Raw genomic sequence first — 23,038 nt, 5'->3', positions numbered from 1 at the left:
CGCAGGAGCGACCCCGCGCGCGGATCGAAGCGCGAGGGCATGCCGCACATCGTCTACCTCGAGTCCGTTACCGGCTATAGCGACGCCGAGAACGGTCGGCGCCTCGATCTCCTCAGGTCACACCTCCGCCCCGGATTCACGATCGAGCTGCTGAAGGCGCCCGGCGGCCCGGCCATTCTCGAGCGTCCGCGAGACTTCGAGCAGGCGGGGCGCGCCGCGCTCGCGGCCGTCTCCGAACTCCGTCCTGCCCGATGCCGCGCCGTCATCTCAGCCGGCGCCGTCGATCCGGGACTGGAAGAGTTGCGTGCCGCCTCCGCCGTCCCGGTGATCGGCCCGGGCGAAGCGTCGATGTTCCTCGCGCGCCTCGTCGCGAAGCGTCTCGTCATCCTGACCGTCGAGCCGGCGGTCCCCGCGGCGTTTGAGATGATCGCGCGCGTGCCGGCGCGGCCCGAGACGGTGATCGTTCACCGGCTTGCGACGACCGTGCGGAAGATCCTGGCCGACCTCGACGCCGGACGGCGCTTCATGCGCGACGAGGCGGCCGCCGCCGTCCGCGAGCACCGCGCCGACGCGCTCTACCTCGGCTCGATGACGCAGGGGAGCCTCGGCGTCACCGGCGACCTCCGCGCGGAGTTCGGTATCCCGGTCCTCGACCCGATGCCGATCTCGCTGTACGCCGCCCAGGAAGCGGCGGCCGCGCTCGGCCCGTAGGCGGTCCGGCGCTAAGCTCCCGCGACGAGTCAGCACCACCAAATTGAAGCGGGCCCGGCCGCACGGCCGGGCCCGCTCGACGCCGATGCAGTTCCGCGGCTGCACTATCTCTGCAAGCCGACCGCTCCCGCCGCTCGCAGCGCCGCCTGCAGCTGCGGGTCGACGCCCTGCTCCATGTCCGACTCCCCGAGCGACACCTGCACGTCCGGCGCGATGCCGATCGCTTCCACCACGTGTCCCTGCGGGCTTGTGATCCGCTCCACCGTCACCGACATGCCGCCTTCCGGCAGCGCGACGTCGATCGCGCCGCCGAGCGCGCCCGCGGTCTTCTCACCCACGATCTGCGCCCGGCGGAGATCCTTGAACGCGGCCGTCACGATCTCCGAGCCGGAGGCGCTGCCGCCGTTCGTTAGGACGACGAGCGGCACGGCGGCGAAGGGCGACCCGCCCATCGTCCGCAGCACGCTGTTCGACTGCCGGTCGATCACCCGGGCGATCGCTGTGCCGCCCGGCAGGAAGAGGCTCGCCACGCCGTCGGCCTCGCTGATCAGGCCGCCCGGGTTGCCGCGCAGGTCGAGGATGACCGAGCGGATCTGGCCCTGCTGCCCGAGGTCCAGCAGCTGGTTGCGCATCTCGCGCGCCGAGCCCTTGCTGAACTCGAACAGCCGCACGTAGGCGACGCCCGGCTCGACGAACTGCGCCGTCACCGGATGCGTCTGGATCGCCGCGCGGGTCACCGTGACCTGCTGCGGGATGCCCGCCCGCTCGATCGTGAGCACGACCGGCGTGCCGGCCGGGCCGCGGATCAGCTGGCTCGCCTGCTGGACGTTCCCGTCCCGCAGCGAGGTGGCGCCGACCGCGACGATCTTATCGAACCGCCTGAGGCCCGCCATCTCCGCGGGGGACCCCGGGAAGACGTTCTCGACGAAGACCCAGTGCGTCCCGGCCGAATCCTGCTGTCCCGTGATCATGATGCCGATGCCGGAGAATCCCGGCGCGCCCTGTAGGGACTGCCGGTTCTCCTGGAACCGGTTGGGATCCATGTAGTAGACGTGGCTGTCGTGGAGGGACGCCAGCATGCCCGCCGTCGCATCGTACGCCAACTGGTCCCTGGGCTCGACGCCGGTCTGGGCGGCGCGGTCGAACTCCGTGAGGAACTGTTGCCGCGCGTCCATCGAGCCGGCGGTCGGAGGGATATCCGGAAGGACCGCCGCGCCGGTATGCGTCTGCTGGCGCAGCGTCGCGATCGCGGCGTTCAGCAGGTCGGTCTGGTGGATCGGGTCGACGTAGTTGCGGTCGAGCACGTCGATCGCGGACAGCACGAGCGAGCCGGTCGCGGCGTGAACCGTGAGGGTCGTGCCGGCGAGCGTAGAAACGAGAACGACGGCGATCAGGAGAGCGGCTCGACTCTTCGATGCCGCGCGGGACGGGTGTTGCATGAAGCTCCCCCCTTGACGGGTTAGGTTATGCTGCTGCCACGGTACCGGCCGGCGTTGAAAAAGCCGCGAAGAAATTATGCGAAAATTGCGAAGGCCTTAGACCTCCCCGCCGGCATCTTTGGGAAAGAGAACGGTGGCGTCTCCACGGAAAGTTCCGTCCCGGGCAAGATTTTGACCGTCCGGCTTTCCCCTCCCTAGACGCGGTCGCCGTTTTCCGATATAATACCCACTGTCGTCATACATTGCGTTGGCGGCGGACCCGGGAGGTCCGCCGCGAGTGTGTCGCAGGACCCTTCTTCGCGGCGGTTGGTGCCGGCGGGACACGCGCAGGTTGCCGGCATCGACGTTGAGCGGCTCACAGCCGCCAGTCCGGCCCAGGCCGGACCACGAGGAGGGAATCGATATTAGCAGTTCAGTGTTGGCACGGCCCAATGAATCACCCGAAATACCGCGGTCGCTAGACGCCCCGCAAGAGCCCAAGGCTTCGTTCGAGTCCTTTTCGCTCCGCCCCGAGACGCTACGCGCAATCCGGCGCATCGGCTGGCAGGTGCCCACGCCCATTCAGGTGCAGGTGATCCCGGTCATGCGGCGGGGGTCCGACCTGGTCGGGCAGGCGCAGACGGGGTCGGGGAAGACGGGGGCCTTCGGCATCCCGATCGTCGATGGGGTCGAGGTCGCGCGCCGCGGCGGGCACCCCCGCAACGGGGACGCCAGCGGCAGCGATGCGGGCGGCATGCCCCAGGCGCTCGTCCTGACGCCCACCCGCGAGCTCGCCGTGCAAGTCACCGACGATCTCAACGTGCTCGGCCGCGAGCGCGGCGTGCGCGCGGTGGCCGTCTACGGCGGCCATTCCATCAACCGGCAGATCGAGGATCTCCGGCGGCGTCCCCCGGTCGTCGTGGCCACCCCGGGCCGGCTGCTCGACCACATGGAGCGGGGCACGATCAGACTCGACGGCGTGCGCGTTGCCGTGCTGGACGAGGCCGACCGCATGCTCGACATGGGTTTCCTGCCCGACGTCACGCAGATTCTCCGGCACACGCCGAAGGACCGGCAGACCGCGCTGTTTTCCGCGACGATGCCGCCGGCGATCCACGAGATCGCCCACCGGCAGATGCGCGAGCCGGTCTGGCTGCGCATCGCGTCGGCGGCGCCGACGGTCGACACCGTCGAGCAGTTCTATCTCGAGGTCGCCGAGCAGGACAAGGTCCGCGCGCTGCGCGCGCTGCTGAAGGACGACGACGTTACCTCGGCGCTCGTATTCCGCCGGACCCGCCACCGCGTCGACCGGCTGGCGCGGGCGATCCCCGGCGCCGCGGTGCTCCACGGCGGCATGATGGAAGGCGCCCGCATGCGCGCCCTCCGCGCCTTCGAGGAGGGGCGGTCCCGCGTGCTGGTCGCGACCAACGTGGCGGCCCGCGGGCTGGACCTGCCCGAGGTCTCGCACGTGATCAACTTCGATGTTCCCGAGGACGTCGAGACGTACGTTCACCGCATCGGCCGCACGGCGCGGGCCGGCCGCGCGGGCACGGCGATCACCTTCGTGGGGCAATACGACATCGAGATGTTCGACGCGCTGCAGCGCGTGATCGGTCCGGCGCTCCAGCGCCATCCGCTGAACCTGTACGACCGGGTCCGCAACTAGCTATACCTAGTCGGGCGGGTAGTCGGGGAGGAACCGCCTCTTCGCCGTCCGCCCGGGTAGTACTCCCCGCGAGGGGGCCGGCCCGGCCCCGGCTCGTCCGAGTTCGACCGACCGCGCCTCGCGGATCGCCGCGTCCCGGCGCTTCGACGGCCGCCGCTCGACGGGCGGCTTCGGCGGCGGGCGGTGGCGCGCGACCGACAGCGTGGCCCGCGTCTCGAGGCTCACCCCGAGCCGGCGGCAGAGCGCGTCGTCCGGCCACCACTGGTAGCGCCGCAGATCCACGGTGAGATTCCGGCGCACGCGGATCCCTTCCGCGTTGAGGTCTCGCTTGTGGGCGGTCCGGCCGCTGGGCCCGTAGCCCGACGCCAGCCCTCCGAAGCGGTTCACGACCCGCTGCCACGGAAGACCCGTGCCGCCCTCCGACGCGATCCAGCCGACTTCGCGGCCGGCGCGCGGCCGTCCGGCGATCAGCGCCAGCTGCCCGTAGGTGACGACGCGTCCGTGCGGGACGCGGCGCAGCACGGCGTACACGGTGCGCCGGAGATCGGACATCGCGCCGAGCCCGCGTTCGCGCCGTGTCTTCCGGCGACCCGGACGTTGATGCGCCACCGTTTATTGGGCGCGCACGGCGCTGTGCGCGGCCGCCGAAGGGCAGCTCTCGATCGCGTTCACGAATCCGGCGACGAACCCGATCCCGTCGACCTCGCGCCCCGCCACCTCGACGAGATGTTCGTTGAAGTCCTGGGCCATGGCGCCGAGCCGGCCGCAGCGCCGGAATCTCGTCATCCGCGTGAGCCGCACGGTGCGTGTGCCGACCGTCGCCAGTTCCACCCCCTGCTGCAGGTAGATGCCGCGAATGCGCTCGATCGGTCCGCTGGTGAGGCTTCCGGACGCGAGGGTGGGCGAGATCGTGAGGGTGGGCGGTGCCGCCGCGAGCAGCGTCAGCAGGAACAGTACCGAGCGTCTCATGCCAAATGTATTTGCTACGATCCGTCTGAAAACCCCCGATCCTGTCGATAACTGTTCTCAGCGGGCAGGGGCGGAGAGGCCCGTCCGGCTGAGACGCGGCTATCGTTCCACTGTACGGAACGATCGCGGAGCCGTATCGGACGCGCGTTCGGAAGGGTTTGGGAACGCAACTTGCAACTTGGCGGACGGTCCCCATCCCCAGGATATCCCCGAATCCTGAGCAGGGTACCCCGAGGCCTCGCGTTCTCTCCCATTCTCTAAAATTTCCTCGGTTTCCCAGGAGGAAAATCGCGGAAACTGTCGTATGAGCGTTAACTGAGGGGCATGAGAGGCCCCCCTGGACACCAAAAATCGAAAGGAGGGCCCAGTTCCGTGGCGACCAAGAAGAAGGCAGCCAAAAAGGGCAAGAAGCGCTAAATCGCGTCTTACCCGGGTTTCACCCGGAGGGCGCTGCCCGGTAGGGCAGGGCCCTCCGGCCGTCTAGCGTAAGCCCGCGCTCGGCTCTCCACCCGTCGTTTCCCCCGCCGCGTTTCGGCCGTCTGCGTCCGCGTTCCCCGCGGGCGGGCTGCCGGTGGTTTCGAACCGGAGGATGGCCGCCCCCCAGGGCGGAAGCGGGACTTCATGGCAGATCCCAGAGTTGAGAAGCTCGCTCGCGTTCTCGTGCACTATTCGATGAAGGTCCGCAAGGGCGACCTTGTCCGGATCGGCGGCCCCGCGATCGCCGCGCCCCACATCGCCGCGGCCTATCGCGAGGTGCTGCGGGCCGGCGGACACGCCACCGTCCGCTGCTCGATCGACGGCCTCGAAGAGACGTTCTTCAAGCTGGCCAGCGACGAGCAGCTGCGGTTCATCTCGGAACTGGACCGCCGCGAAGTCGAGGTCCTGAACTGCGAGCTTCGCTACCTCGGCGCCTACAACACCCGCGCGCTCACGCACGTCCCGCCCGACCGGATGCGGGTGCGCCGGGAGGCCACGCGCGAGATCATGTCGCGCTTCATGGAGCGTGCGGCCAGGCGCGAGCTGCGCTGGTGCCTCACCCAGGCGCCGGGCCAGGCCGACGCGCAGGAAGCGGAGATGTCGCTCACCGAGTACGAGGACTTCGTCTACAAGGCCGGGCACGTGGACAAAGACGACCCGGTCGCGGAGTGGGAGCGGATCGAGCGGGAGCAGGCCGCGGTCGCGGAGCGCCTCGGCAAGGTCAAGGCGATTCGCATCGCGGCCCCCGGCACCGACCTGACGGTCGGGGTCGGGGGCCGGACCTGGATCAGCGCCGCCGGCGAGCACAACTTTCCCGACGGCGAAGTCTTCACCGGCCCGGTCGAAAACGCCACCAACGGCACCGTCACGTTTACGTTCCCGGCCATCTACGGAGGGCGCGAGGTCACCGGGATCCGGCTCACCTTCGAGGACGGCCGGGTCACCGAGGCCAAGGCCGACAAGGGCGAAGACTTTCTCCGCTCGATGCTCGACATCGACGCCGGCGCCCGCGTCCTGGGCGAGTTCGCCTTCGGTCTCAACTACGACATCCAGCAGTTTACGCGCAACATTCTCTTCGACGAGAAGATCGGCGGGACGGTGCACATGGCGCTGGGGGCCGCGTATCCGGACACCGGCGGCAAGAACCAGTCCGGCCTGCACTGGGACATGATCCTCGACCTGCGCGGGAAAGGCTGCGAAGCGTACGCCGACGGAGAAGCCGTCTACCGGGCCGGGCGTTTCCTGACGTAGACTCCGCCCCGGCCGCCGCCGGGCCTCAGCGCATCAGGATGCCGCCGTTCACGTCGAGCACGACGCCCGTCACCCAGTCCGACCGGGCCGACGCGAGGTAGACCGCGGCCTGGGCGACGTCCTCGGGCGTGCCGTCGCGCCGCGTCGCGCGCCCCGCCGTGAGCCGTGCGTAGAACTCCGGGGTGAATTGGCCGGTCATCTCGGTCGCGATCGGGCCCGGCGCGATCGCGTTGACGTAGATGCCGGCGGGGCCGAGCTCCCGCGCCAGCGTCTGCGTGAGCGAGACGACGGCGCCCTTCGAGGCCGCGTAGTTCACCGGGACCGGCCGCCCGGTCCGCGCGGACAGCGAGGAGATGTTCACGATCTTGCCGCGCCCCTGCCGGGTCATCACCGGCGCGACCGCCCGGCAGCAGATGAACACCCCGGTAACGTTGACGCGCATCACGCGTTCGAAGGCGTCCACGGTCATCTCGGCCGTGGTGCCGAGGCCCAGGATGCCGGCGTTGTTGACCAGCACGTCGACGCGGCCGAACCGCTTCGCCGTCTCGGCTATCGCGCGGTCGACCCCGGCCTCGTCCGTCACGTCCACGCGCGCGCCGGCCGCTCGGGTCTGCGCCGGGTCCAGCCTGCGCGCGCCCGCGTCCGCCGACGCCCCGTCGACGTCCCAGAGCGCCACCGCGGCCCCCTCGGCGAAGAACCGCGCCGCGATCGCCGCGCCGATGCCCCGGCCCGCGCCGGTGACGACCGCGACCAGGCCTTCGAGTTCCATGGATCCTCCGGGTGTCGCGTTGGGCGGGGATGCCGGCCCGTGCCCTACTTGAACGAACTTTCGACGAACGTGGTGAGCTTTTCGAACTCGGCGTGCGTCTGCTCGCTGACCTCGTCGGCCATCTCCGCGAACCGCGCGCCTTCGTGCACCTTCATCTGGATGTTCGCGAGCATCATGCCCTCGAGCTCCTCGAGGAGCTCGAGCACGTCGGCCTTCGAGTACACACCCCACTCGCCGGCGGCGAGGCGGCGGACGAACTCCTCGAGCGGGACCAGCTCGTCCTGGCACTGCTGCTGGTAGAGGTCCCAGAGCGCCCCGTTCATCCGCGGCGGGCTTCGAGCCACTTCTCGGCGTCCATCGCCGCCATGCAGCCGTACCCGGCCGCGGTGATCGCCTGGCGGTACCGGTGGTCGTGGCAGTCGCCGGCGGCGAAGACGCCGTCGACGCTCGTCATCGTGTGGTGGTCCAGCACGATGTAGCCGTTCGTGTCGAGCTCGATCTGACCCTTAAAGACGTCCGTGTTGGGATGGTGGCCGATCGCGACGAACAGGCCGTCGACCCCGAACTTCTCCGTGCGGCCGGACACGACGTCGTGGAGCAGGAGGCTTTCCACCTGCCCGTTGCCCAACACGTCCTCGACCACGGTGTTCCAGCGGACGCTGATCTTCTCGTTGCGGAGCGCCCGGTCGACCATGATCTTGCTGGCCCGGAAGCTGTCCCGGCGGTGGATGATCGTCACCCTGGTCGCGAACTTCGAGAGGAAGGTCGCCTCCTCCATCGCGGAGTCGCCGCCGCCGACGACGGCCACCTCCTTGCCTCGAAAGAAGAACGCGTCGCACGGGGCGCACGAGGAGACGCCGTGCCCGATGAGGCGCTGCTCGTTCGGCAGGCCGAGCCAGTTCGTCCCCGCGCCGGTCGCGATGATCACCGCGTGCGCGAGCAGCGTCTCGTCCCCTGCCACGATCTGGAGCGGCCGCCGCCGGAAGTCCACCGTCGTCGCGTCGGCGTTGATGAACTCGACCTGGAAGCGCTCCGCCTGCTTCCGCATGGATTCCATCAATTCCGGACCCTGCACCGGATTCTCGAAGCCGGGGAAGTTCTCGACGTCCGACGTGAGGGTGAGCTGGCCGCCGTGCTGGCTGCCGGCCACGACGACAGGCCGCAGGGCCGCCCGGGCCGCGTAGATCGACGCGGTCAGGCCGGCGGCGCCGGAGCCCAGAATGACAAGGTTGTGGGTGGTGTGCTCGTTGGCCATCAGCGCGTCACCTCTTCCTCCCCCCAGGAACGCCGGGGCCGATCTGAATCTTCCCCCGCCGGGACGACCGCCGGCCGTGCCGGCCCGCCGTGCCCAGGTGGTGCACCTGCACGAAGTTCGTGCGCCCCCGCGCGATCAGCGGGACCGATCCGACGACCACGATCGACTGGCCGGGAATTCCGAGGCGCCGGCGGCAGATCTCGCGGTCGAGGAACCCGATCATCGCTTCCGTCGTCGGCTGGAACGGCACGATGAACGCCGTCACCCCCCACCAGAACGCCAGGCTCCGCGCGACTCGCTCGTCCTCCGTGCAGGCCAGCACCGGCGCGGCGAGCCGGCGCTGCGACAGGAGGCGCGCGGTCCGGCCGGTCGTCGTGATCGCGACCACGAGCGCGACGTCCAGATCTTCGGTGAGCGCCTGCGCCGCGCCGCCGATCGCGTAGGGGATGCTCGGCCTGGACACACGCCGCGCCTGCGCGCTCCCGGGTACGCCGTCTTCCACCGCCCGCGCGATCCCCGCCATCGTCTCGACCGCCTGGACGGGATACTTTCCCACGGCCGTCTCGGCCGAGAGCATCACCGCGTCCGTGCCGTCCAGCACGGCGTTCGCGACGTCCGAGGTCTCCGCGCGCGTCGGCCGCTCCGCGCTGACCATGGACTCGAGCATCTGGGTGGCCGTGATCACTGGGATGCCTTGGGCGTTGGCGCGGTGGATGATGCGCTTCTGCAGGAGCGGCACCCGCTCCGCCGGCAGTTCGACCCCGAGATCGCCACGCGCGACCATGACCGCGTCCGCCTCGGCGACGATCTCGTCCAGGTTGGTGATCGCTTCCGCCTTTTCGAGCTTCGCGATCAGCGGCACGTCGCGCCCGAACCGCGCCATCACGCGCCGCGCGTGCCGGAGGTCGGCCGCGGTGCGGACGAAGCTCAGCGCGACCGCGTCGACGCCGTGCCTGAGGCCGAACCGGAGGTCCGTCACGTCCTTCGCGGTGAGCGCCCGCGCGCGGATCCGCACGCCGGGCAGGTTGACGCCCTGGTGCGCGCCGAGCACGCCGCCCCGGACGACCCGGCAGAGGATCTCCGGCCCGCGGCGGCCCGTCACGACGAGCTCGATTGTGCCGTCCTTCATTAAGATCCGCGACCCTCTCCCGACGGCGCGGCCGAGCCCCGCGAACGGCACCGGGATCCGTACCGGCCCGCCGCCGCGGGCCGCCCCCGCGCTCCGGCCCGTGGTCAGGGCGACCGTCGTTCCGTCTTTGAGGTCGACCGGTGAGACGAGTCGGCCGACGCGGATCTTCGGGCCCTGCAGATCCTGGAGGATCGCGAGCGGCACGCCGGCCTCGCGCGCGAGGCGGCGCAGCAGCCGGATCGTACGGCCGTGCTCCGCGCGCGTGCCGTGGGAGAAGTTGAGCCGGGCGACGTCCATGCCGGCGGCGATCACCCGTCGCAGCACGGCTTCGGCCTCGCTGGCGGGGCCGAGCGTCGCCACGATCTTGGTCCGTCTGAGGCGGTCGGGAAGCGGGCGGGCTGCGGCCATGCTTCTCACGAGTTCGCCGCGGCGCCCGACGAACCCCGGTCGGCCGGGCCGCCGCCCGCGACGGTCTTCGGAAAACGACCGTCGCGCGGCGAACCCTTGTCCTGGACGGCGTGCGGCCGCCGCGACCGAAACGGCCGCCCGCGGAGGTCCCGGCGTGACAATCATGGCGATCAGCGTGTCTCCGATCGGAACGGGATCGACCGGTGTGGGCGGCTTCGTCGCGGACGCGCTGCGGGTGATCGAGCGTAGGATCGACGACCGCCGTGATGTCCCCGCCACGATATGAACTGGGTGGCCTGGGTCAACCGCTGGTTCGAGCGGCGGTTCGACATCCGCGAGATCGGCGGCGGCGGCTATATCTTGAAGCTGCAGGTCACCCGCCACCGCGGTCCCCGGCTCGAGTTGCGGGACGGCACCGTCGTGAACCCGGGCGACCCGGTCGTGGAGCTCCACATGGACAACGACCGGGCGGCCGCCCTGCACGACGGCGGGCGTCCTGGGCTCCGCTTCCGCCGCGAGGTCTTCCGCCTGATGGAGCCGCTCGCCCGCGACCTGCACGAGCGGCCGGAGTATCGGGAGATCAAGGCGATCTGCGGCGCGAGCCTGTTCTGGGCCGAGGCCGAGCGGGCGGGGTTCGAGAACCGGCCTCTGCCTGCGTTCACCAGGTGGTGGCTGACGTGGTGGGAGCGCTTCCTGCTGGCCCGGTTTCACCCCGGGGGCAAAGAGCGGCTCACGGAAGGTCGCCGGACCGAGCTCCGCCAGGTCTGGCTGTCCCGGCCGGCCATCGAGCGTCTCGCCGTCAGGCGCCACGACCGGCGCGTGCTCGACGACGCCGGGCCCGACGGCGCGCCGCCCCGCCGGTCCTAAACGCCGCACCACCCCGATCGCCGCTCGCGTGCCCGCGGCGGCCCAGGCCGCAGCTACCCGATCGCGAGTGCCCCAAGCCCCAGCACCATCGCGCCCGCCGCGGCCACGCGCCGCCGCGCGTCCCCTTCGGCCAGAAGCCGCGTTCCCATCAAGGCGCCGACCAGGATGCTGATCTCCCGCGCCGGCGCGACGTAGCTCACCGGCGTGAACACCATCGCGCTCAGCACGAGGATGTACGGCATCGGGCTCAGGAGCCCGACGAGGACGATCTCGCGGCGGTAACGGCGCCACACGGACGGCAGCTCCCCGCCGAGCCCCGGGCCGCGCCCGAGCGCCACGGGCGCGAGGATGAGCGCGCGTCCGAGGTTGTCGCCCCAGTCGAGCACGATCGGCGGGATCGCAAACGTCGTGACCGCCTGCTTGTCCCACAGCGAGTAGCCGGCGATGAAGAGTCCCGTGAGGAACGCGTAGGCCGCGGCCGCCCGGGCGTTCGGGCGGCGCCACGCGTCCGGACCCGTCGTGAGCAGGATGATGCCGCCGCCGATCAGGGCGGTTCCGGCGAGCGCGATCGGGCCCGGGCGCTCGCGGAAGAACGCGATCGCGGCCGCGGTGGTCAGCATCGGGCCCGTGCCGCGGGCGAGCGGGTAGACGAGCGACAGGTCGCCGAGGCGGTAGCCCTGCTGCAGCGCGAGGAAATAACCCGTGTGCAGCACGGCGGTGCCGCCGATGAAGATCAGCTGCACGGGACCGACGTGCGGATGCTGCCACAGGACGATCGCGACGGCGAGCGGCAGGTACCCGCACACCGCGACGACGGAGAACAGGCAGACGAAGGCCGCGCCGGCCCGGACCCGTTTGGCGATCAGGTTCCAGAGCGCGTGAATGAAGGCGCCGGCGAGGACGAGTCCGAGCGCCGCCGCGGTCACGAGGGTGCCTTCGTCATGCGGGCGCCGTCACAGCGCGGGTTCGAGCAGCTCGCTGAGGGGTACCGCCTCGAATCCGAGGTCGCGAAGTCCCGCGATCATGCCCGGCAGCGCGGCGCACGTCTCGGCGGGCGTGGACGGATGCCCGCCGCGGTCGTGGAGATCGACGATCGCCCCCGCGTGCGCATGCTCGACCACGAAGGCGGTCATCGTCGCCGCCGGCGCGGGTGCGAGCCACCCCTCCGGGCGGACGGACCACAGCACCCGTAACTCGCCGATCTCGCCCGCCCGCGCGTAGGCCGCCCAGTTGAACGTCCCCCACGGCGGCCGGAAGTATCGCGGCGGCCGTCCCGTCGCATCCGCGATCGCCGCGTGCCCGCGGTCGACCTCCTCGCGCGAGGCGCGCGGCGGCAGCGTCCAGAAGTGGCGGTGGTTGTAGGTGTGGTTGCCGAGGTCGTGGCCGGCGGCCGCGACCTCGCGGGCAATCTCCGGCGCCTCTTCGACGCGGCGGCCGACGACGAAGAACGTCGCCCGCACGTCCGCGCCCGCCAGGGCCTCAAGAATGCGCGGGGTGTGCGACGGATCGGGGCCGTCGTCGAACGTAAGGGCGACCCGCCGGCTGGCGGGTCCGCGCCGGATCACGCCTCGGGCGAGTGTCCCCGCGACGAACTGCGCGCCGAGCGTGTAGGCGACCGGCGCGGCGAGGATGCCGGCCGCCGCGAGCAGCCGCGCGCCGACGCCGTTCTTCACCCGGCCGCTCCCGGCCCCGCTACGATTCGATCGGCTCGACGCGCCACCGGGTGGACGCGCCCGCGGCCAGCAGCAGCAGGCCGCCGCTCAGGTAGAACGGCGAGGATGGGTTGGTCCACTGCCACAGCAGGCCGCCGAGCAGCGGTCCGATCACGCCGCCCATCCCCTCGATCGTCATCGCAAAGCCGAGCCCCGCGCCGCGGACGTCTTGCGGCAGCAGGCGGACGAGGATGCTGTTCCAGGCGGGCAGGACGAAGGCGTAGGCGATCCCGATCGCCGCGAAGTCGAGCGCCAGCATCCACAGCGTCGAGCAGAGCGGGATGAGCAAGAGCAGCACCGCGACGCTGCCGAGCGCGACCGCGTAGGTCCGCCGCCACCCGAAGCGATCGCCGAGATGGCCGGCGTGGGTCATCAGCGCGAGTCCCACCCCGGGGCCGAGCAGCAGCAGCAACAGCAGCTGCCGCTCGTCGTACCCCCGGTAGAACTCGAGGTACGGGACGACGATCGGAATCAGAATGCCGGCCGCGATGATCTGCGGCACCAGGCTCCCGGCCAGCATGATCAGCGCGCGGAGCATCTCGGCCAGCGCGCGGCCGGGCGCGGGCTTGGCCTTCGAGCGGATTTCGTGGGCGTCGGGCGGGAGCCGCAGCGCGAGGAGGGCCGCGGCGATCAGCGGCAGGACGAAGAGCCGCAGCGACAGCGGGTGCTGCGCGCGGCTCACGAGCGTTGCGATGCCGATGCCCAGACCGCCGCCGAGGAACCACGTCGAAAACACCCGCCCGAGCGTCCCGCCGACCCTCGGCGCCGACCCGCGCGTCAGCCGCGTCAGCGCGGCCGGCCAGAGCGGCGAGGCGCCCGCGCCCATGATCGCGAGCGCGGCGAAGATCTCCCAGGTGTGCGTGGCGAGAACGAGCCAGGTGAACGACGCCGCGTAGATCCAGAACCCCCACAAGAGGATTTTGCGGGTGCCGACGCGGTCGACCATCCAGCCGGCCAGCAGCTTGAGCGCGACTTCCGTGAAAAAGTACGTCGAGATCGCGGCGCCGGTCGTGCCCATCGCCCAGCCGAACCGGACGGTGAGCATCGTGGGGAGCAGAACGAAGAGCAGCGCGCCGTGGACCAGCTCGACCAGCGCAATGGTAAGGGCGAGCAGACCGGTTTCTTCGCGGAGCGTCACCGTGCCGGCAGCGGGAGGGTGAGGGAGGTGGCGGCGGGGGCGTTCTCGAGCGCGGTGAGCCGCGCGAGTTCGGCGGTCACGACGTCGGCCGCGTCGGGCCGTCCGAGGGCGCCCGCGGCGTCGGTCATCGCGGCGAGGCGACCCGGATCGCGGAAGAGCGCGTCGAGGTGCTCGACCAGCTGCGCCGGCGTGCGCGGCGCGAGCGCCGCGCCGTGCTGCAGCAGGAAGCGGGTGTTGCCCTCTTCCTGGCCGGGGATCGGCCGGTAGATCAGCATCGGCAGCCGCTTCACGAGCGCCTCGCTGACCGTGACCCCGCCCGCTTTGGTGATGAGGATGTCGCCGACCGTCATCAGCTCTTCGACCGTATCGACGTAGCCGACGACGTGGAACGGGTGGGCGGATCGGGCCGCGCGCGCCCGCACCTGTTCTTCGAGGCGCTTGTCGTAGCCGCAGACGACGATCACCTGGATCGGCCGCGCGAACTCCGCGAGCGCCTGCGTCACGTCGGGCACGCCGCCGAGCATCGCGTAGGCCCCGGCCATGACCAGCACCACGGGCACGTCCGGCTTGAGGCCGTACCGCTGTCGCAGCGCGGCGCGGTCGAGCGGACGGCGGAATTTGCGCTCCACCGGCAGTCCGGAAACGGCGATCCGCGATTCCGGGATGCCGCGCCCGAGCAGACCGTCGCGGACGTTGTCGTTCGGCACGCAGTAGCGGTCGACCGCGGGATGGATCCACTGGCTGTGGGTCACGTAGTCCGTGATCACGGTGAGACAGGGGACCGTCGTGCGGCCGGCGAGGCGCAGATCGGACATCGTGCCGGCCGGCGTGCAGTGCACGCAGCAGACGGCGTCCGGCTGCGTCTCCGTCAGGTAGCGCTCGAGCCGGTCCATGCCCATCCGGTTGATGAACCGCTGAATGGTCGAATCGGATTTGATGTCGCCGGTGAGCTTGTAGAAGAGGCCGTACAGGCCCGGCGCGCGCCGGACGCTCTGGATGTATGAGAACTTCGTCAGGGCATCGAAGATCGGGTGGACAAAGCGGGCGAAATAATCGACGATCTCCGCGCGGCCGCCGGGTTGGCTCTCCCACTCCGCGGCAACGGTCTCCGCGACGCGTTTGTGCCCCCCGCCATAGTTGCAGGATAAGATTGCGAGCCGCATCCGGTCCCTTACGCGCGTCCCGCCAGGCTGCCGGCCGGCACGGTGGTGAGGACTGGGGTCGCGACGAGCGCGGGCGGGGCGGGGTGGATCACGGAGAGTCGCGCCGGCAGGAGCGAGAGGTTGAAAGTGGACGCCGCGCCCGCCAGACTTCCGTCGACCTGCGCCTCGCGGCGCTGGTCGAGGTGGATCGTGACCTTCGAGCACCGCTGCACGCTCAGCTCCGGCACAGGCAGGCGCCGCAGCAGGCGGGCGGTCTTCCGGAACCGCCGCGTCGCGAGTTCCTGTAACAGGTACACGTCGAGCAGTCCGTCCGTCAGGCTCGGCGACGGGAGCGCGAGCAGCCGCTCGCCGTAGATGCGTCCGTTCGCGACCGCGATCATAAGCGCGCGGCCGGTGAACGAGCGGGCGCCCGCTTCGACCTCCACCTCGAACGGCTCGAAACCCGACGACAGCAGCATGAGCGCCGCGACGTAGTAGACGGAGCGATTGCGGGCGAAGCGGTACCGCGCGCGCAGCGTGTTGGTCATCTTGACGACTTCGACGTCCGCGCCGAGGCCGAAGGTGTTGAGGAAATATCTCCCGTTCACGACGCCCACGTCGATCGGGCACACGCGCCCGCGGAGCAGCGTCTGGATCGCCGTGCGGGGGTTCTTGGGCAGACCGAGCGAGCGGACCGTTTCGTTGCCCGTGCCGCACGGCACGATTCCGAGCGGGAGGTTCGCGCCGTTCGAGACGAGGCCGTTGAGCACGCCGTTGATCGTCCCGTCGCCGCCGAGCGCCACGACCTGCTCCACGTCGGTGTCGTTGGAGCGGAGGGCGGCTGTGAGCAGCGACGCGGTGGCATCGCCGTTCGGGGTCACGATCAGGTCGTACTCGCGGCCGGCGCGCCGAAGCGCGTTCGTAACGAGCGGCAGCGCGTCGCGCGCGCGGCCTCCGCCGGACCTGAGGTTGGCCACAATCAGCGTCAGAGCCATTCCGTCAACTCCTCCGCCGCGGCCGGGCGATATGCGGTGTTCTCACGGTACACAACCGTTCCATTATGGACGGAGTCGCCCCGGCGTGTCAAACGCGCAACTTGCCGGTTACTTTGTACGCTGGCACGCGCGTCCCTTCCTATAATAGACCGCTTTTCGGCGGGCGAGACGGCCGCGCCGCCGGCCGGCCCGTCGGGCCAGGAATCCCTACCGTCGCGTAGAAGCGCGTTCGAGTCCCGGCTTGTCCGTCATCGTTGCCGGCTAGAGCTTTATGGTTGCGCGCCGAGGAGTCGGCGCGCGGTCCGGCGTCGGCCGGTCCGCCGGTGATCGCGACGTGCGTCCGGTTCGACGTGTTCTGGAGGTGCGCGGTGACGTACGAGTGCGGCGCGTCCGAATTCGGAGTGCGGCCCCAGGCGGCGGGACGCCGCGGGATGGTCGCCTCGGCGAACCCGCTCGCGACCCAGGCCGGCCTCAGGATGCTCGCGGCCGGCGGCAACGCCGTCGACGCCGTGGTCGCGACGGCCGCCGCGGTCACCGTTGTGGAACCGTACTTCTCGAGCGTCGGCGGCATCGGCCTGGCCGTACTGTCGCTGCCGGGCGGCGAGACGCGCACGCTCAACTTCATGGGTCGGAGTCCCGCGGGCGCCCGGCCGGATCTGTTCACCGTCGAGACGCAGGACCTCGGCCCGCTCGCCTCCATGGTGCCCGGCAACGTCGCCGGCTGGGCGCGCCTGCTCGCAGACTACGGGAGCCTGCCGCTCGCGCAGGTGCTCGAGCCCGCGATCGAGCTCGCGGACCGCGGGACGCCGGTGACGGCGTTCGATCACGCGCGGACCGCCGCGGTGCTGCAGCGCCTGCTTCCGTTTCCGGACGCCGCCCGCACTTATCTCAATCACGGGCGGCCGTACCTGCCCGGCGAGCTGCTCCGACAAGGCGGCCTCGCCGCCACGCTCCGGGCGATCGCGACCGAGGGCTGGCAGACGTTCTACGAAGGCCGGCTCGCCGGCACGATCGCCGGGTACCTCGCGGCGCAGGGCGGCATCATGACGAAAGAAGACCTGCGGTCGTATCCCGGTGTGCTGCGCTGGGAGCCGCCGGTGGTGGCGCGGTACCGCGGCTATGAAATCCGCACGACCCCGCCGCCGAGCAGCGCCGTGCAGGTGCTGCAGACGCTGCGGATCCTCGAAGCGTGGGATCTCGCCGGCCTCGATCCCCTCGGCGCGGACTATCTCGCGCTCACCGCCGAGGCGATCCGGCTCGCGCGCATGGACGCGCACGCGAACGTCGCCGATCCGGCGTTCAAGGACGTGCCGATCGCGTGGATGCTCTCCGACGGACGGGTGGCAGAGCTGCAGGCCGAGGTGCGCCGTCGCCTTCGCGCCGCGAAGTCCAAGGCCGGCCGCACGGCGCGCGGCCGGCGGCCGGTGCGTGCGCGCATCCGGAAGGCGCGACGGGCCCCCGAGCGGTCGACGACGCATCTCTCGGCCGCGGACGCGAGCGGGCTCGCGGTCAACATCACGCAGACGATCGGCAGCGGCTACGGCTCCGGCGTCGTCGTCGGCGACACGGGCATCGTGCTCAACAACGGCCACCACTGGTGCACGCTCATCCCCGGCGATGCGCGCGTCATCGCGTCCGACAAACGCCGCGAGTCGCCCTCGGGCCCGGCCCACGGCTTCGGCGTCAGGGAGAACCCGACGGCGCCGGCGCAGTCGTTCGGCATCGATCCGCTCGGGCCGGCGCACGCCGCCCTGGGCGGCCGCCTCGCGTTCCTGATCGGTACGCCCGGCTCGTACGGCATTCCGCAGACGACGGCGCAGATGATCCTCGGCCTGATTGACTTCGGCCGCGGCATCCAGGACGCCATCGCCGCCCCGCGGTTCCGGTGGAAGGACGACGTCGGCGACCCGATGCCGCCCAAGACGATCCTGCTCGAGGGCCGCTTCCCGGCGTCCGCGCGCAAGGCGCTGGCGTCCCGCGGCTATTCGATCGAAGTGCTCGAGGACTGGTCCGTCCGCGTCGGCGGCGGGCAGGGCATCGTGCTGCGCGAGGACGGCTGGATGCTGGGCGGCGCGGATCCGCGCCGGAACGGCTACGCGATGGGGTGGTAGCGGTCGGGCCGGCGGTGGCGGTCATGTCTCGAATCGGGGGGGCTGAGGTGCGGATCTCCAACTGGGGGATGTTCCTGCTCGCGGTCTATCTGATCCTGGTCGGGCTCGAGTCGTCGGGGTTTTTCATGTTTCTGGGGTTCGGCCGGATCACCGGAATCATCGCGCTGGTCGCAGGCGTCTTGCTGCTGATGGAGCACTGGCGGAAATGACCCCCCGCCGCGTCGCGGGTTTGACCGCCGGACCGGCCTAGGGTTCTTTGTTCTTCTGGAGGTCTTCCAGGGCGGCCTCGACTGTGGAGAAGATCGGGATCGCCTTCTCGATCCCCATCACGTCGATGATCCGCCGCGCCATCGGCTGAACGTTTGCCATGACGATCCGGCGCCTGCTGCGCGCGAGCAGCCGCTGCGCGTCCAGCAGCACCTTCGCGCCGGAAGAGTCGATGTACCGGAGCCCGCCCATGTCGACGACGACGTCGTCCTCGCGCTGCGCGACCGCCTTGAACTGCGCCTGCAGCGTCGCGATGCTCGCCAGATCCAGTTCGCCGGAGAGGACCAGACAAACGGCCCCGTCGTAATCAACCCGCCGGCACTGTAGTTGGTTCGACCAGTGCGTCGCCGCCGCCATTCGCGGTGTTCTCCCCCCGAGGAAAGAAGCCCTGGCTCCCGGCCATTATATTACACTGCGTGTTCGAAGTTCAGTACTCCTTCGAGTTGTCCGGCGCTCCGCGCCGCGCGCAGAGATATCTTAGCGGCTAAGTCATCGGTCTTATGCCTTGCCTCATAGGTGAAATTGGGTAATATTTCTCGTGATGGTGAAGAAGAAGCGATCAAAGCCCACGAAGAAGACCAGCATCTGGGTGAAGCTCGGACGGAAAGGCGGCAAAGCCAGGGCTGCGCGGCTCTCCGCCGTCGAGCGCCACCGGATCGCGATGATGGGCGTCGAAGCGCGCCGCGCGAAGAAAAGCGGCAAGACGCCGCAGGACGGTGCCGGGTCGCTGGGCCGGCTTTAGGTCTCCGGACGGCCATTTCTTAGTTCAAAGGTTTCGCAGTGCGGGGGCCGATGAGTTTAGGCAGGGCCGCCGCGATATTCCCGATTGCCCCCGCTGATACGTCGCCGCACAGCTGACGATCCGATTCACAAGTCGCCCCGTCGCGGACGGTTGATGAATTCGCGGCCGTCTGTTGACCGTGTTCCCACCGCCAAGTTAGAATAGTTGCGGGGGAAGCCGGGAGTCTGCTCGATGACACGACCCTCAAGCCGGAGGCGGCGCAAGAAGACGTCCAGCATCTGGGCGGAGCTGGGGAGCAAGGGTGGCCGCGCCAGAGCCCTCCGCCTCAGCGCAAAGGAACGCCGACGCATCGCGATGATGGGCGTTCAGGCCCGGCTCGCCAAGAGCAGGGCCCGGAAGAAGAACAAGGCGCGCTTGCGCCGGAAGTAAGCGTACCTTCCCAGTCACGCCTGCCCTCAGGATCTCGGTTCTGACAAGTTCGCTCATTGTCCCGTTGCCCTTCCTTTTGTATACTTCGGGGTGCTAGACGAGCCGGCGTAGCTCAGCGGTAGAGCAGCGCATTCGTAATGCGCAGGTCATGGGTTCGAATCCCTTCGCCGGCTCCATATTTATCAGGGCTTTCCGAAGGCCGACTAGACTTCGAAACATCTCCTTGGGGCACCCTTGGGGCACGCTCGCCCAGCGCCGCCTCCGCCAGCTTCTTTAGCGTGTGCTCTTTGTCGAGTCTGCGGCCCTCCTGGATGAGGTGGGCGTAGGTCGAGAGCGTAAATCCGGCGCTGCTGTGCCCCAGCTGCTGGCTGACGTAGAGGATCGGCTCGCCCCACGCCAGCAAGAGGCTCGCAAAACCGTGCCGCAGCTGCCTGATCTGGAGGCGGCTGCCCACCTCGCGCCGGGTCTCGCACCAGATGTGCGTGTAGAACCACCCATGGCTCAGCGGCCCGCCCCGCGCCCCCGGGAACACCCACTCGCTGCGCTGCGGCAGATCGAGCAGTGCCTCCCGCACCGGCCACAGCATGTCGATGCTGCGGTGTGAGGTCAGACTCTTCGGATCTTGCTCGCCCGTCGTTCCCGCGGGCGTCGCGCGCCGGATGTGGATCTTCCCGGTCTCGAGGTCCACGTCGGACCACTTGAGCGCGACGATCTCTTCCCAACGGCAGCCCGTGAGCACTTTCACGAGGGCGAACCTGGACCACCTGCCGGGCAACGCCGCGAGCATCTCGAGCAGCTCGCTCAGGTCAATCGCTTGGGCCGCTTTCCGCCGGCCTTCCGGCTTGTCGCGACGATCGAGCCTCTGAACGGGATTCTGCCGCGCATAGTCGCTTCGCACGGCATCGGCGAGCATCTTGCTGATCACCGCGAGCAGCCGGCGCGCCGTCGACGGGCTCCGCTGCTTTGCGACCCTGGCCAGGAGCTCTTTGATGTCCTGGACGCCGATGGCGTTCAGCAGGGTGCCGCCAAACGCCGGGCGGAGGTAGACGTTGATCAGGCTTCTGTCCCGGCGGAGTGTGGTGTCGCGAACGAGCCGCGCCGGCAGCCACTTGTCGACGAATTCGTTCAGCGTCGCGCGCTTTGCGACGACGCTCCCGCCGACCAGCCCCGCGTTCACGCGCGCCTGAATTTCGACTGCCAGCCGCTCCGCGTCGCGCCGGCGGGCTCCGGCCTTCAGCGATTTCTTCGCGGTCCCGCGGCCGGCCTCGCGCCAGTATACGTACCACGTGGTCGTGCCATCCCTGGCGCGCCGCCGCTCAATCCATGCCACGGGCTCCCACCCCTATGCGGCTCTTGATGAAGGCTTCCACGTCGGACTCCAAGAACCTGACGAGCCGCCCCTCCCGGAACGCCGGCAGGCGGCCCTCGCTCGCCCACCGGTAGATGCTCTTCGGAGAGACTTTCAGGATCGCCGCGATTTCCTCGGCCGTGACCAGCGGCGGCAGCATCTTTCGGATGTCGTCGAGCGTCTCCTGGGCGCGACTGAGTTTGCTTGTGTACTGTTTCATCCTTCTTCTCCCCGCATTGGCGTTTTCGTCATCGGGTCGCTGGCTGCCTCGGCCCTGCAGCGGATCTGAGTCCGAGCGTCAAACTCGCTCACCTACCGGCGCCGGGCGAAGCGGCGGCGGAAAACGGCGTTCGAACTCGGTCTTGAAGTGGCCCACCGGCTTGAACTTGAAAAGGCCTTGCGCCTGATACTCTCGATGGGCCCAGGCGTCCCGCGTTGCAGTCCACCGCTGCCGTTCGGCCGCAAGACGCGACTCGTCGTGGGCGCGCCGGAGCGCCTGTTCCTTCCTCTGTCGCTCCGCGGCGGCCTTCTCCGCGTGCTCGCGTTCTTGTTCGTCGAACTTCCGCTGGCCCTCGCGCACACTCCCTGCGATGCCGTACGGCACGTCGGATGGGGATGAATACGTCCAAATGCGGGAGTGTCCCGGCTGGTCGGTGAACCCGGCGGCCTCAAACATCTTCCGAATTCTCTGGCGTCGAGCGTCTGACCGGCAGGCGATGATTGCCGTGGCGTAACGACTGCGCAGCCACGGCCGCGCGGGGTCGGGACGCGTGTCGAACGCACGGAGCAGACGGGCGTAACGTTCTGCTTTCGACTTGAGGGCTCCGAGGGTCATCGTGCCCTCGTCGATCTCGATGAAATACCCCCAGACCACATCCGGCCACGGCATTGGCACAGTAACGATGACATCCGGGGTTATGCGCTCGACACGGCCGAGCGGTTCCTTCCACTCGATCCGCGCACGCTTCCCGGCCTGGTAGACATAGTCGGGCAAGTCGGAGACCCACCGCCGAAGTTGTAATCCCACCCGCACCGACGCCACGTCGGCTACGTGCGGCAGGAACTCTGGCGAAATTCTGATGTCGGCCTCGGTTTCATACAAGACATCGGTACCAGGCACAGCCGCGGCGAGCACCTGCACTCCGACCGTTGTGAGGTGGTAGTAGTTCTTGGAGGCAGTACTGCCCGGCTCGCAGTGTCGCACCCTGCCGAGGATGCCTCGCTCGCACAGTTCTCGCAAACGCTGGCTGCATCGATCCGCAGTGACGTCGGCGAAGTACAAATCCTGAATCTGAGACAGCACCAGATACCGGCTGATATTCAGCTCCTGCAGGATCTGAACATCCCGCGGTGTGAGTGCGCGCGCAAGGGATTCCAGACGGGCCGTGCGGTGTCGCATTACTTCATCCTGCCATTTATCGTGTAGACGTCTGGATAGTGGCGGCTTGCGTTATCCGCGCCGCACCCGTTTCCTGGTCGACGGCGGCGGGATCGGCGGAACTGGTTCCCGGCGCAGTGTTGTCTTCTGAGGTGAGTTTGTCTACCAAATGTTGCCGGAAGAGGCGGCGGGCGGGACCGGGGAGACGTGCCGAGACCTTCTGAACGTCGGCAGCCATCTTGGCGGCTATCCTGCCGGCTGCGCCCGCGTGCTCGCGTTCCAGCCGTTCGATGATCGGCTGTCCCCACTGGCGGACCTGAGCGGTACGATCCGCGGCGGACGCAAGCCCGCGGCGCAAGACCTGAACGTCGTCGGGCAGAGTGTACAAGACTGCCTCGCCCAACGTTTCAAGTGCCGCCGACTGCGCGTCTCGTGAAGTTTGTGCAAATTGATACAGGCATTCGAGCCTGGTAGTTGTGAGTGGCGCCGAGACGAATCGATCAACGAGCTCTGTGAGCCCGGCTTCCGCAATCGTCAGTAGCTTTCCCGCGAGATTCTCGTTCACGTCGAACGCCCCGCCAAGTGCTGCGCGTCTACTCAGCGCGGCATCGCTGTTGTGCAGGACGCCCTCGAGCCGGCCCGTGCTCACAAGGTCGATCACCGCCCTGAGGAGCAGCGACGTTCGTTCGGCGCCTGATCTCCGGCGCGCCAATTGGGAGGTGAGTTCGCGTACGATCGCGGCGTCGGACGCCGAGTACGGTCGGATGACGACCCAGACCTCGGTGAGGCCGATCGCCTTCATCGCAGCAAACCTGTGATGGCCGTCCTCGATCAGCAGCACGCCGTTCGAATCGCG

Annotated in this window: 24 protein-coding genes and 1 tRNA gene; 9 read left to right on the top strand and 16 right to left on the bottom strand. The window is 69.5% G+C overall.

Going from position 1 to position 23,038, the window contains the following annotated elements:
- Positions 1-39 precede the first annotated feature (39 nt).
- Positions 40-711, top strand: coding sequence for an aspartate/glutamate racemase family protein (locus VFL28_03025; protein HET7263615.1), 672 nt, complete (start codon positions 40-42; stop codon positions 709-711).
- 104 nt (positions 712-815) lie between these two features.
- On the opposite strand, the gene VFL28_03020 is transcribed toward VFL28_03025, so the two are convergent.
- Complete coding sequence (locus tag VFL28_03020; protein HET7263614.1) at positions 816-2,150, bottom strand: S41 family peptidase; 1,335 nt, start codon at positions 2,148-2,150, stop codon at positions 816-818.
- A gap of 547 nt (positions 2,151-2,697) precedes the next feature.
- Between VFL28_03020 and VFL28_03015 the strand changes: the two genes are divergently transcribed.
- Positions 2,698-3,795: a DEAD/DEAH box helicase gene (locus VFL28_03015; protein ID HET7263613.1), complete on the top strand. Its 1,098-nt coding sequence runs from the start codon at positions 2,698-2,700 to the stop codon at positions 3,793-3,795.
- Positions 3,796-3,801: 6 nt separating this feature from the next.
- On the opposite strand, the gene VFL28_03010 is transcribed toward VFL28_03015, so the two are convergent.
- Entirely contained in the window at positions 3,802-4,347 is a 546-nt protein-coding gene (locus VFL28_03010; GenBank protein HET7263612.1) for an MGMT family protein, read from the bottom strand.
- Between the two features lie 60 nt (positions 4,348-4,407).
- Entirely contained in the window at positions 4,408-4,764 is a 357-nt protein-coding gene (locus VFL28_03005) for a hypothetical protein (protein HET7263611.1), read from the bottom strand.
- A gap of 621 nt (positions 4,765-5,385) precedes the next feature.
- Here VFL28_03005 and VFL28_03000 point away from each other — a divergent pair.
- Positions 5,386-6,492 carry an aminopeptidase gene (locus VFL28_03000; GenBank protein HET7263610.1) on the top strand — a complete coding sequence of 369 codons (1,107 nt, stop codon included), beginning with the start codon at positions 5,386-5,388 and terminating at the stop codon, positions 6,490-6,492.
- 25 nt (positions 6,493-6,517) lie between these two features.
- Here the strand turns inward: VFL28_03000 and VFL28_02995 are convergent, their stop codons facing one another.
- From VFL28_02995 to pyk, 4 genes are read right to left on the bottom strand one after another with little or no spacing between them, the layout of a single operon-like run.
- Positions 6,518-7,261 (bottom strand): 3-oxoacyl-ACP reductase family protein, encoded by a 744-nt coding sequence (locus tag VFL28_02995; GenBank protein HET7263609.1) that lies wholly within the window; start codon positions 7,259-7,261, stop codon positions 6,518-6,520.
- Positions 7,262-7,305: 44 nt separating this feature from the next.
- A complete protein-coding gene (locus VFL28_02990; GenBank protein HET7263608.1) occupies positions 7,306-7,584 on the bottom strand; it encodes a hypothetical protein in 279 nt (92 codons plus the stop codon).
- Positions 7,581-8,516 carry a thioredoxin-disulfide reductase gene (trxB, locus tag VFL28_02985; protein HET7263607.1) on the bottom strand — a complete coding sequence of 312 codons (936 nt, stop codon included), beginning with the start codon at positions 8,514-8,516 and terminating at the stop codon, positions 7,581-7,583. Before trxB ends, VFL28_02990 begins: the two co-directional genes overlap by 4 nt.
- Before the next feature lie 7 nt (positions 8,517-8,523).
- The gene (gene pyk, locus VFL28_02980) at positions 8,524-10,053 is read right to left on the bottom strand and encodes a pyruvate kinase (protein HET7263606.1); all 1,530 of its coding nucleotides are present in this window, start codon (positions 10,051-10,053) and stop codon (positions 8,524-8,526) included.
- A 154-nt stretch (positions 10,054-10,207) separates the two neighbouring features.
- Here pyk and VFL28_02975 point away from each other — a divergent pair, with 154 nt between their 5' ends.
- Complete coding sequence (locus VFL28_02975) at positions 10,208-10,339, top strand: hypothetical protein (GenBank protein HET7263605.1); 132 nt, start codon at positions 10,208-10,210, stop codon at positions 10,337-10,339.
- A complete protein-coding gene (locus VFL28_02970; protein ID HET7263604.1) occupies positions 10,336-10,920 on the top strand; it encodes a hypothetical protein in 585 nt (194 codons plus the stop codon). Before VFL28_02975 ends, VFL28_02970 begins: the two co-directional genes overlap by 4 nt.
- 53 nt (positions 10,921-10,973) lie before the next feature.
- On the opposite strand, the gene VFL28_02965 is transcribed toward VFL28_02970, so the two are convergent.
- From VFL28_02965 to VFL28_02945, 5 genes are read right to left on the bottom strand one after another with little or no spacing between them, the layout of a single operon-like run.
- Entirely contained in the window at positions 10,974-11,846 is an 873-nt protein-coding gene (locus VFL28_02965) for an EamA family transporter (GenBank protein ID HET7263603.1), read from the bottom strand.
- A gap of 27 nt (positions 11,847-11,873) precedes the next feature.
- Positions 11,874-12,593: a polysaccharide deacetylase family protein gene (locus tag VFL28_02960; GenBank protein ID HET7263602.1), complete on the bottom strand. Its 720-nt coding sequence runs from the start codon at positions 12,591-12,593 to the stop codon at positions 11,874-11,876.
- Between the two features lie 19 nt (positions 12,594-12,612).
- On the bottom strand, positions 12,613-13,770 hold the full coding sequence (locus VFL28_02955; protein HET7263601.1) for an MFS transporter: 1,158 nt from the start codon (positions 13,768-13,770) through the stop codon (positions 12,613-12,615).
- Positions 13,767-14,933 carry a glycosyltransferase gene (locus tag VFL28_02950; GenBank protein HET7263600.1) on the bottom strand — a complete coding sequence of 389 codons (1,167 nt, stop codon included), beginning with the start codon at positions 14,931-14,933 and terminating at the stop codon, positions 13,767-13,769. Before VFL28_02950 ends, VFL28_02955 begins: the two co-directional genes overlap by 4 nt.
- Before the next feature lie 8 nt (positions 14,934-14,941).
- Positions 14,942-15,907: a diacylglycerol kinase family protein gene (locus tag VFL28_02945; GenBank protein HET7263599.1), complete on the bottom strand. Its 966-nt coding sequence runs from the start codon at positions 15,905-15,907 to the stop codon at positions 14,942-14,944.
- Positions 15,908-16,275: 368 nt separating this feature from the next.
- On the opposite strand from VFL28_02945, the gene VFL28_02940 reads away from it, so the two are divergent.
- Positions 16,276-18,018, top strand: coding sequence for a gamma-glutamyltransferase (locus VFL28_02940; protein HET7263598.1), 1,743 nt, complete (start codon positions 16,276-16,278; stop codon positions 18,016-18,018).
- A gap of 23 nt (positions 18,019-18,041) precedes the next feature.
- Positions 18,042-18,227: a hypothetical protein gene (locus VFL28_02935; GenBank protein ID HET7263597.1), complete on the top strand. Its 186-nt coding sequence runs from the start codon at positions 18,042-18,044 to the stop codon at positions 18,225-18,227.
- A 37-nt stretch (positions 18,228-18,264) separates the two neighbouring features.
- On the opposite strand, the gene VFL28_02930 is transcribed toward VFL28_02935, so the two are convergent.
- Positions 18,265-18,642: an STAS domain-containing protein gene (locus tag VFL28_02930; protein ID HET7263596.1), complete on the bottom strand. Its 378-nt coding sequence runs from the start codon at positions 18,640-18,642 to the stop codon at positions 18,265-18,267.
- A 181-nt stretch (positions 18,643-18,823) separates the two neighbouring features.
- Here VFL28_02930 and VFL28_02925 point away from each other — a divergent pair, with 181 nt between their 5' ends.
- On the top strand, positions 18,824-19,027 hold the full coding sequence (locus tag VFL28_02925; GenBank protein HET7263595.1) for a hypothetical protein: 204 nt from the start codon (positions 18,824-18,826) through the stop codon (positions 19,025-19,027).
- Between the two features lie 530 nt (positions 19,028-19,557).
- Positions 19,558-19,632, top strand: a tRNA-Thr gene (locus tag VFL28_02920).
- 1,140 nt (positions 19,633-20,772) lie between these two features.
- On the opposite strand, the gene VFL28_02915 is transcribed toward VFL28_02920, so the two are convergent.
- The 3 genes from VFL28_02915 to VFL28_02905 form a co-directional block, all read right to left on the bottom strand.
- On the bottom strand, positions 20,773-21,024 hold the full coding sequence (locus VFL28_02915) for a helix-turn-helix domain-containing protein (GenBank protein HET7263594.1): 252 nt from the start codon (positions 21,022-21,024) through the stop codon (positions 20,773-20,775).
- 78 nt (positions 21,025-21,102) lie between these two features.
- Positions 21,103-22,203 carry a replication-relaxation family protein gene (locus tag VFL28_02910; GenBank protein HET7263593.1) on the bottom strand — a complete coding sequence of 367 codons (1,101 nt, stop codon included), beginning with the start codon at positions 22,201-22,203 and terminating at the stop codon, positions 21,103-21,105.
- 16 nt (positions 22,204-22,219) lie between these two features.
- On the bottom strand, positions 22,220-23,038 hold an 819-nt coding region (locus VFL28_02905), incomplete at its 5' end, for a hypothetical protein (protein ID HET7263592.1).

This window comes from bacterium (assembly GCA_035691305.1).
Taxonomy (GTDB): Bacteria; Sysuimicrobiota; Sysuimicrobiia; order Sysuimicrobiales; family Segetimicrobiaceae; genus DASSJF01.
The sequence above is the reverse complement of the archived record's forward strand: the minus strand, read 5'-3'. Positions and strand labels throughout refer to the sequence as shown.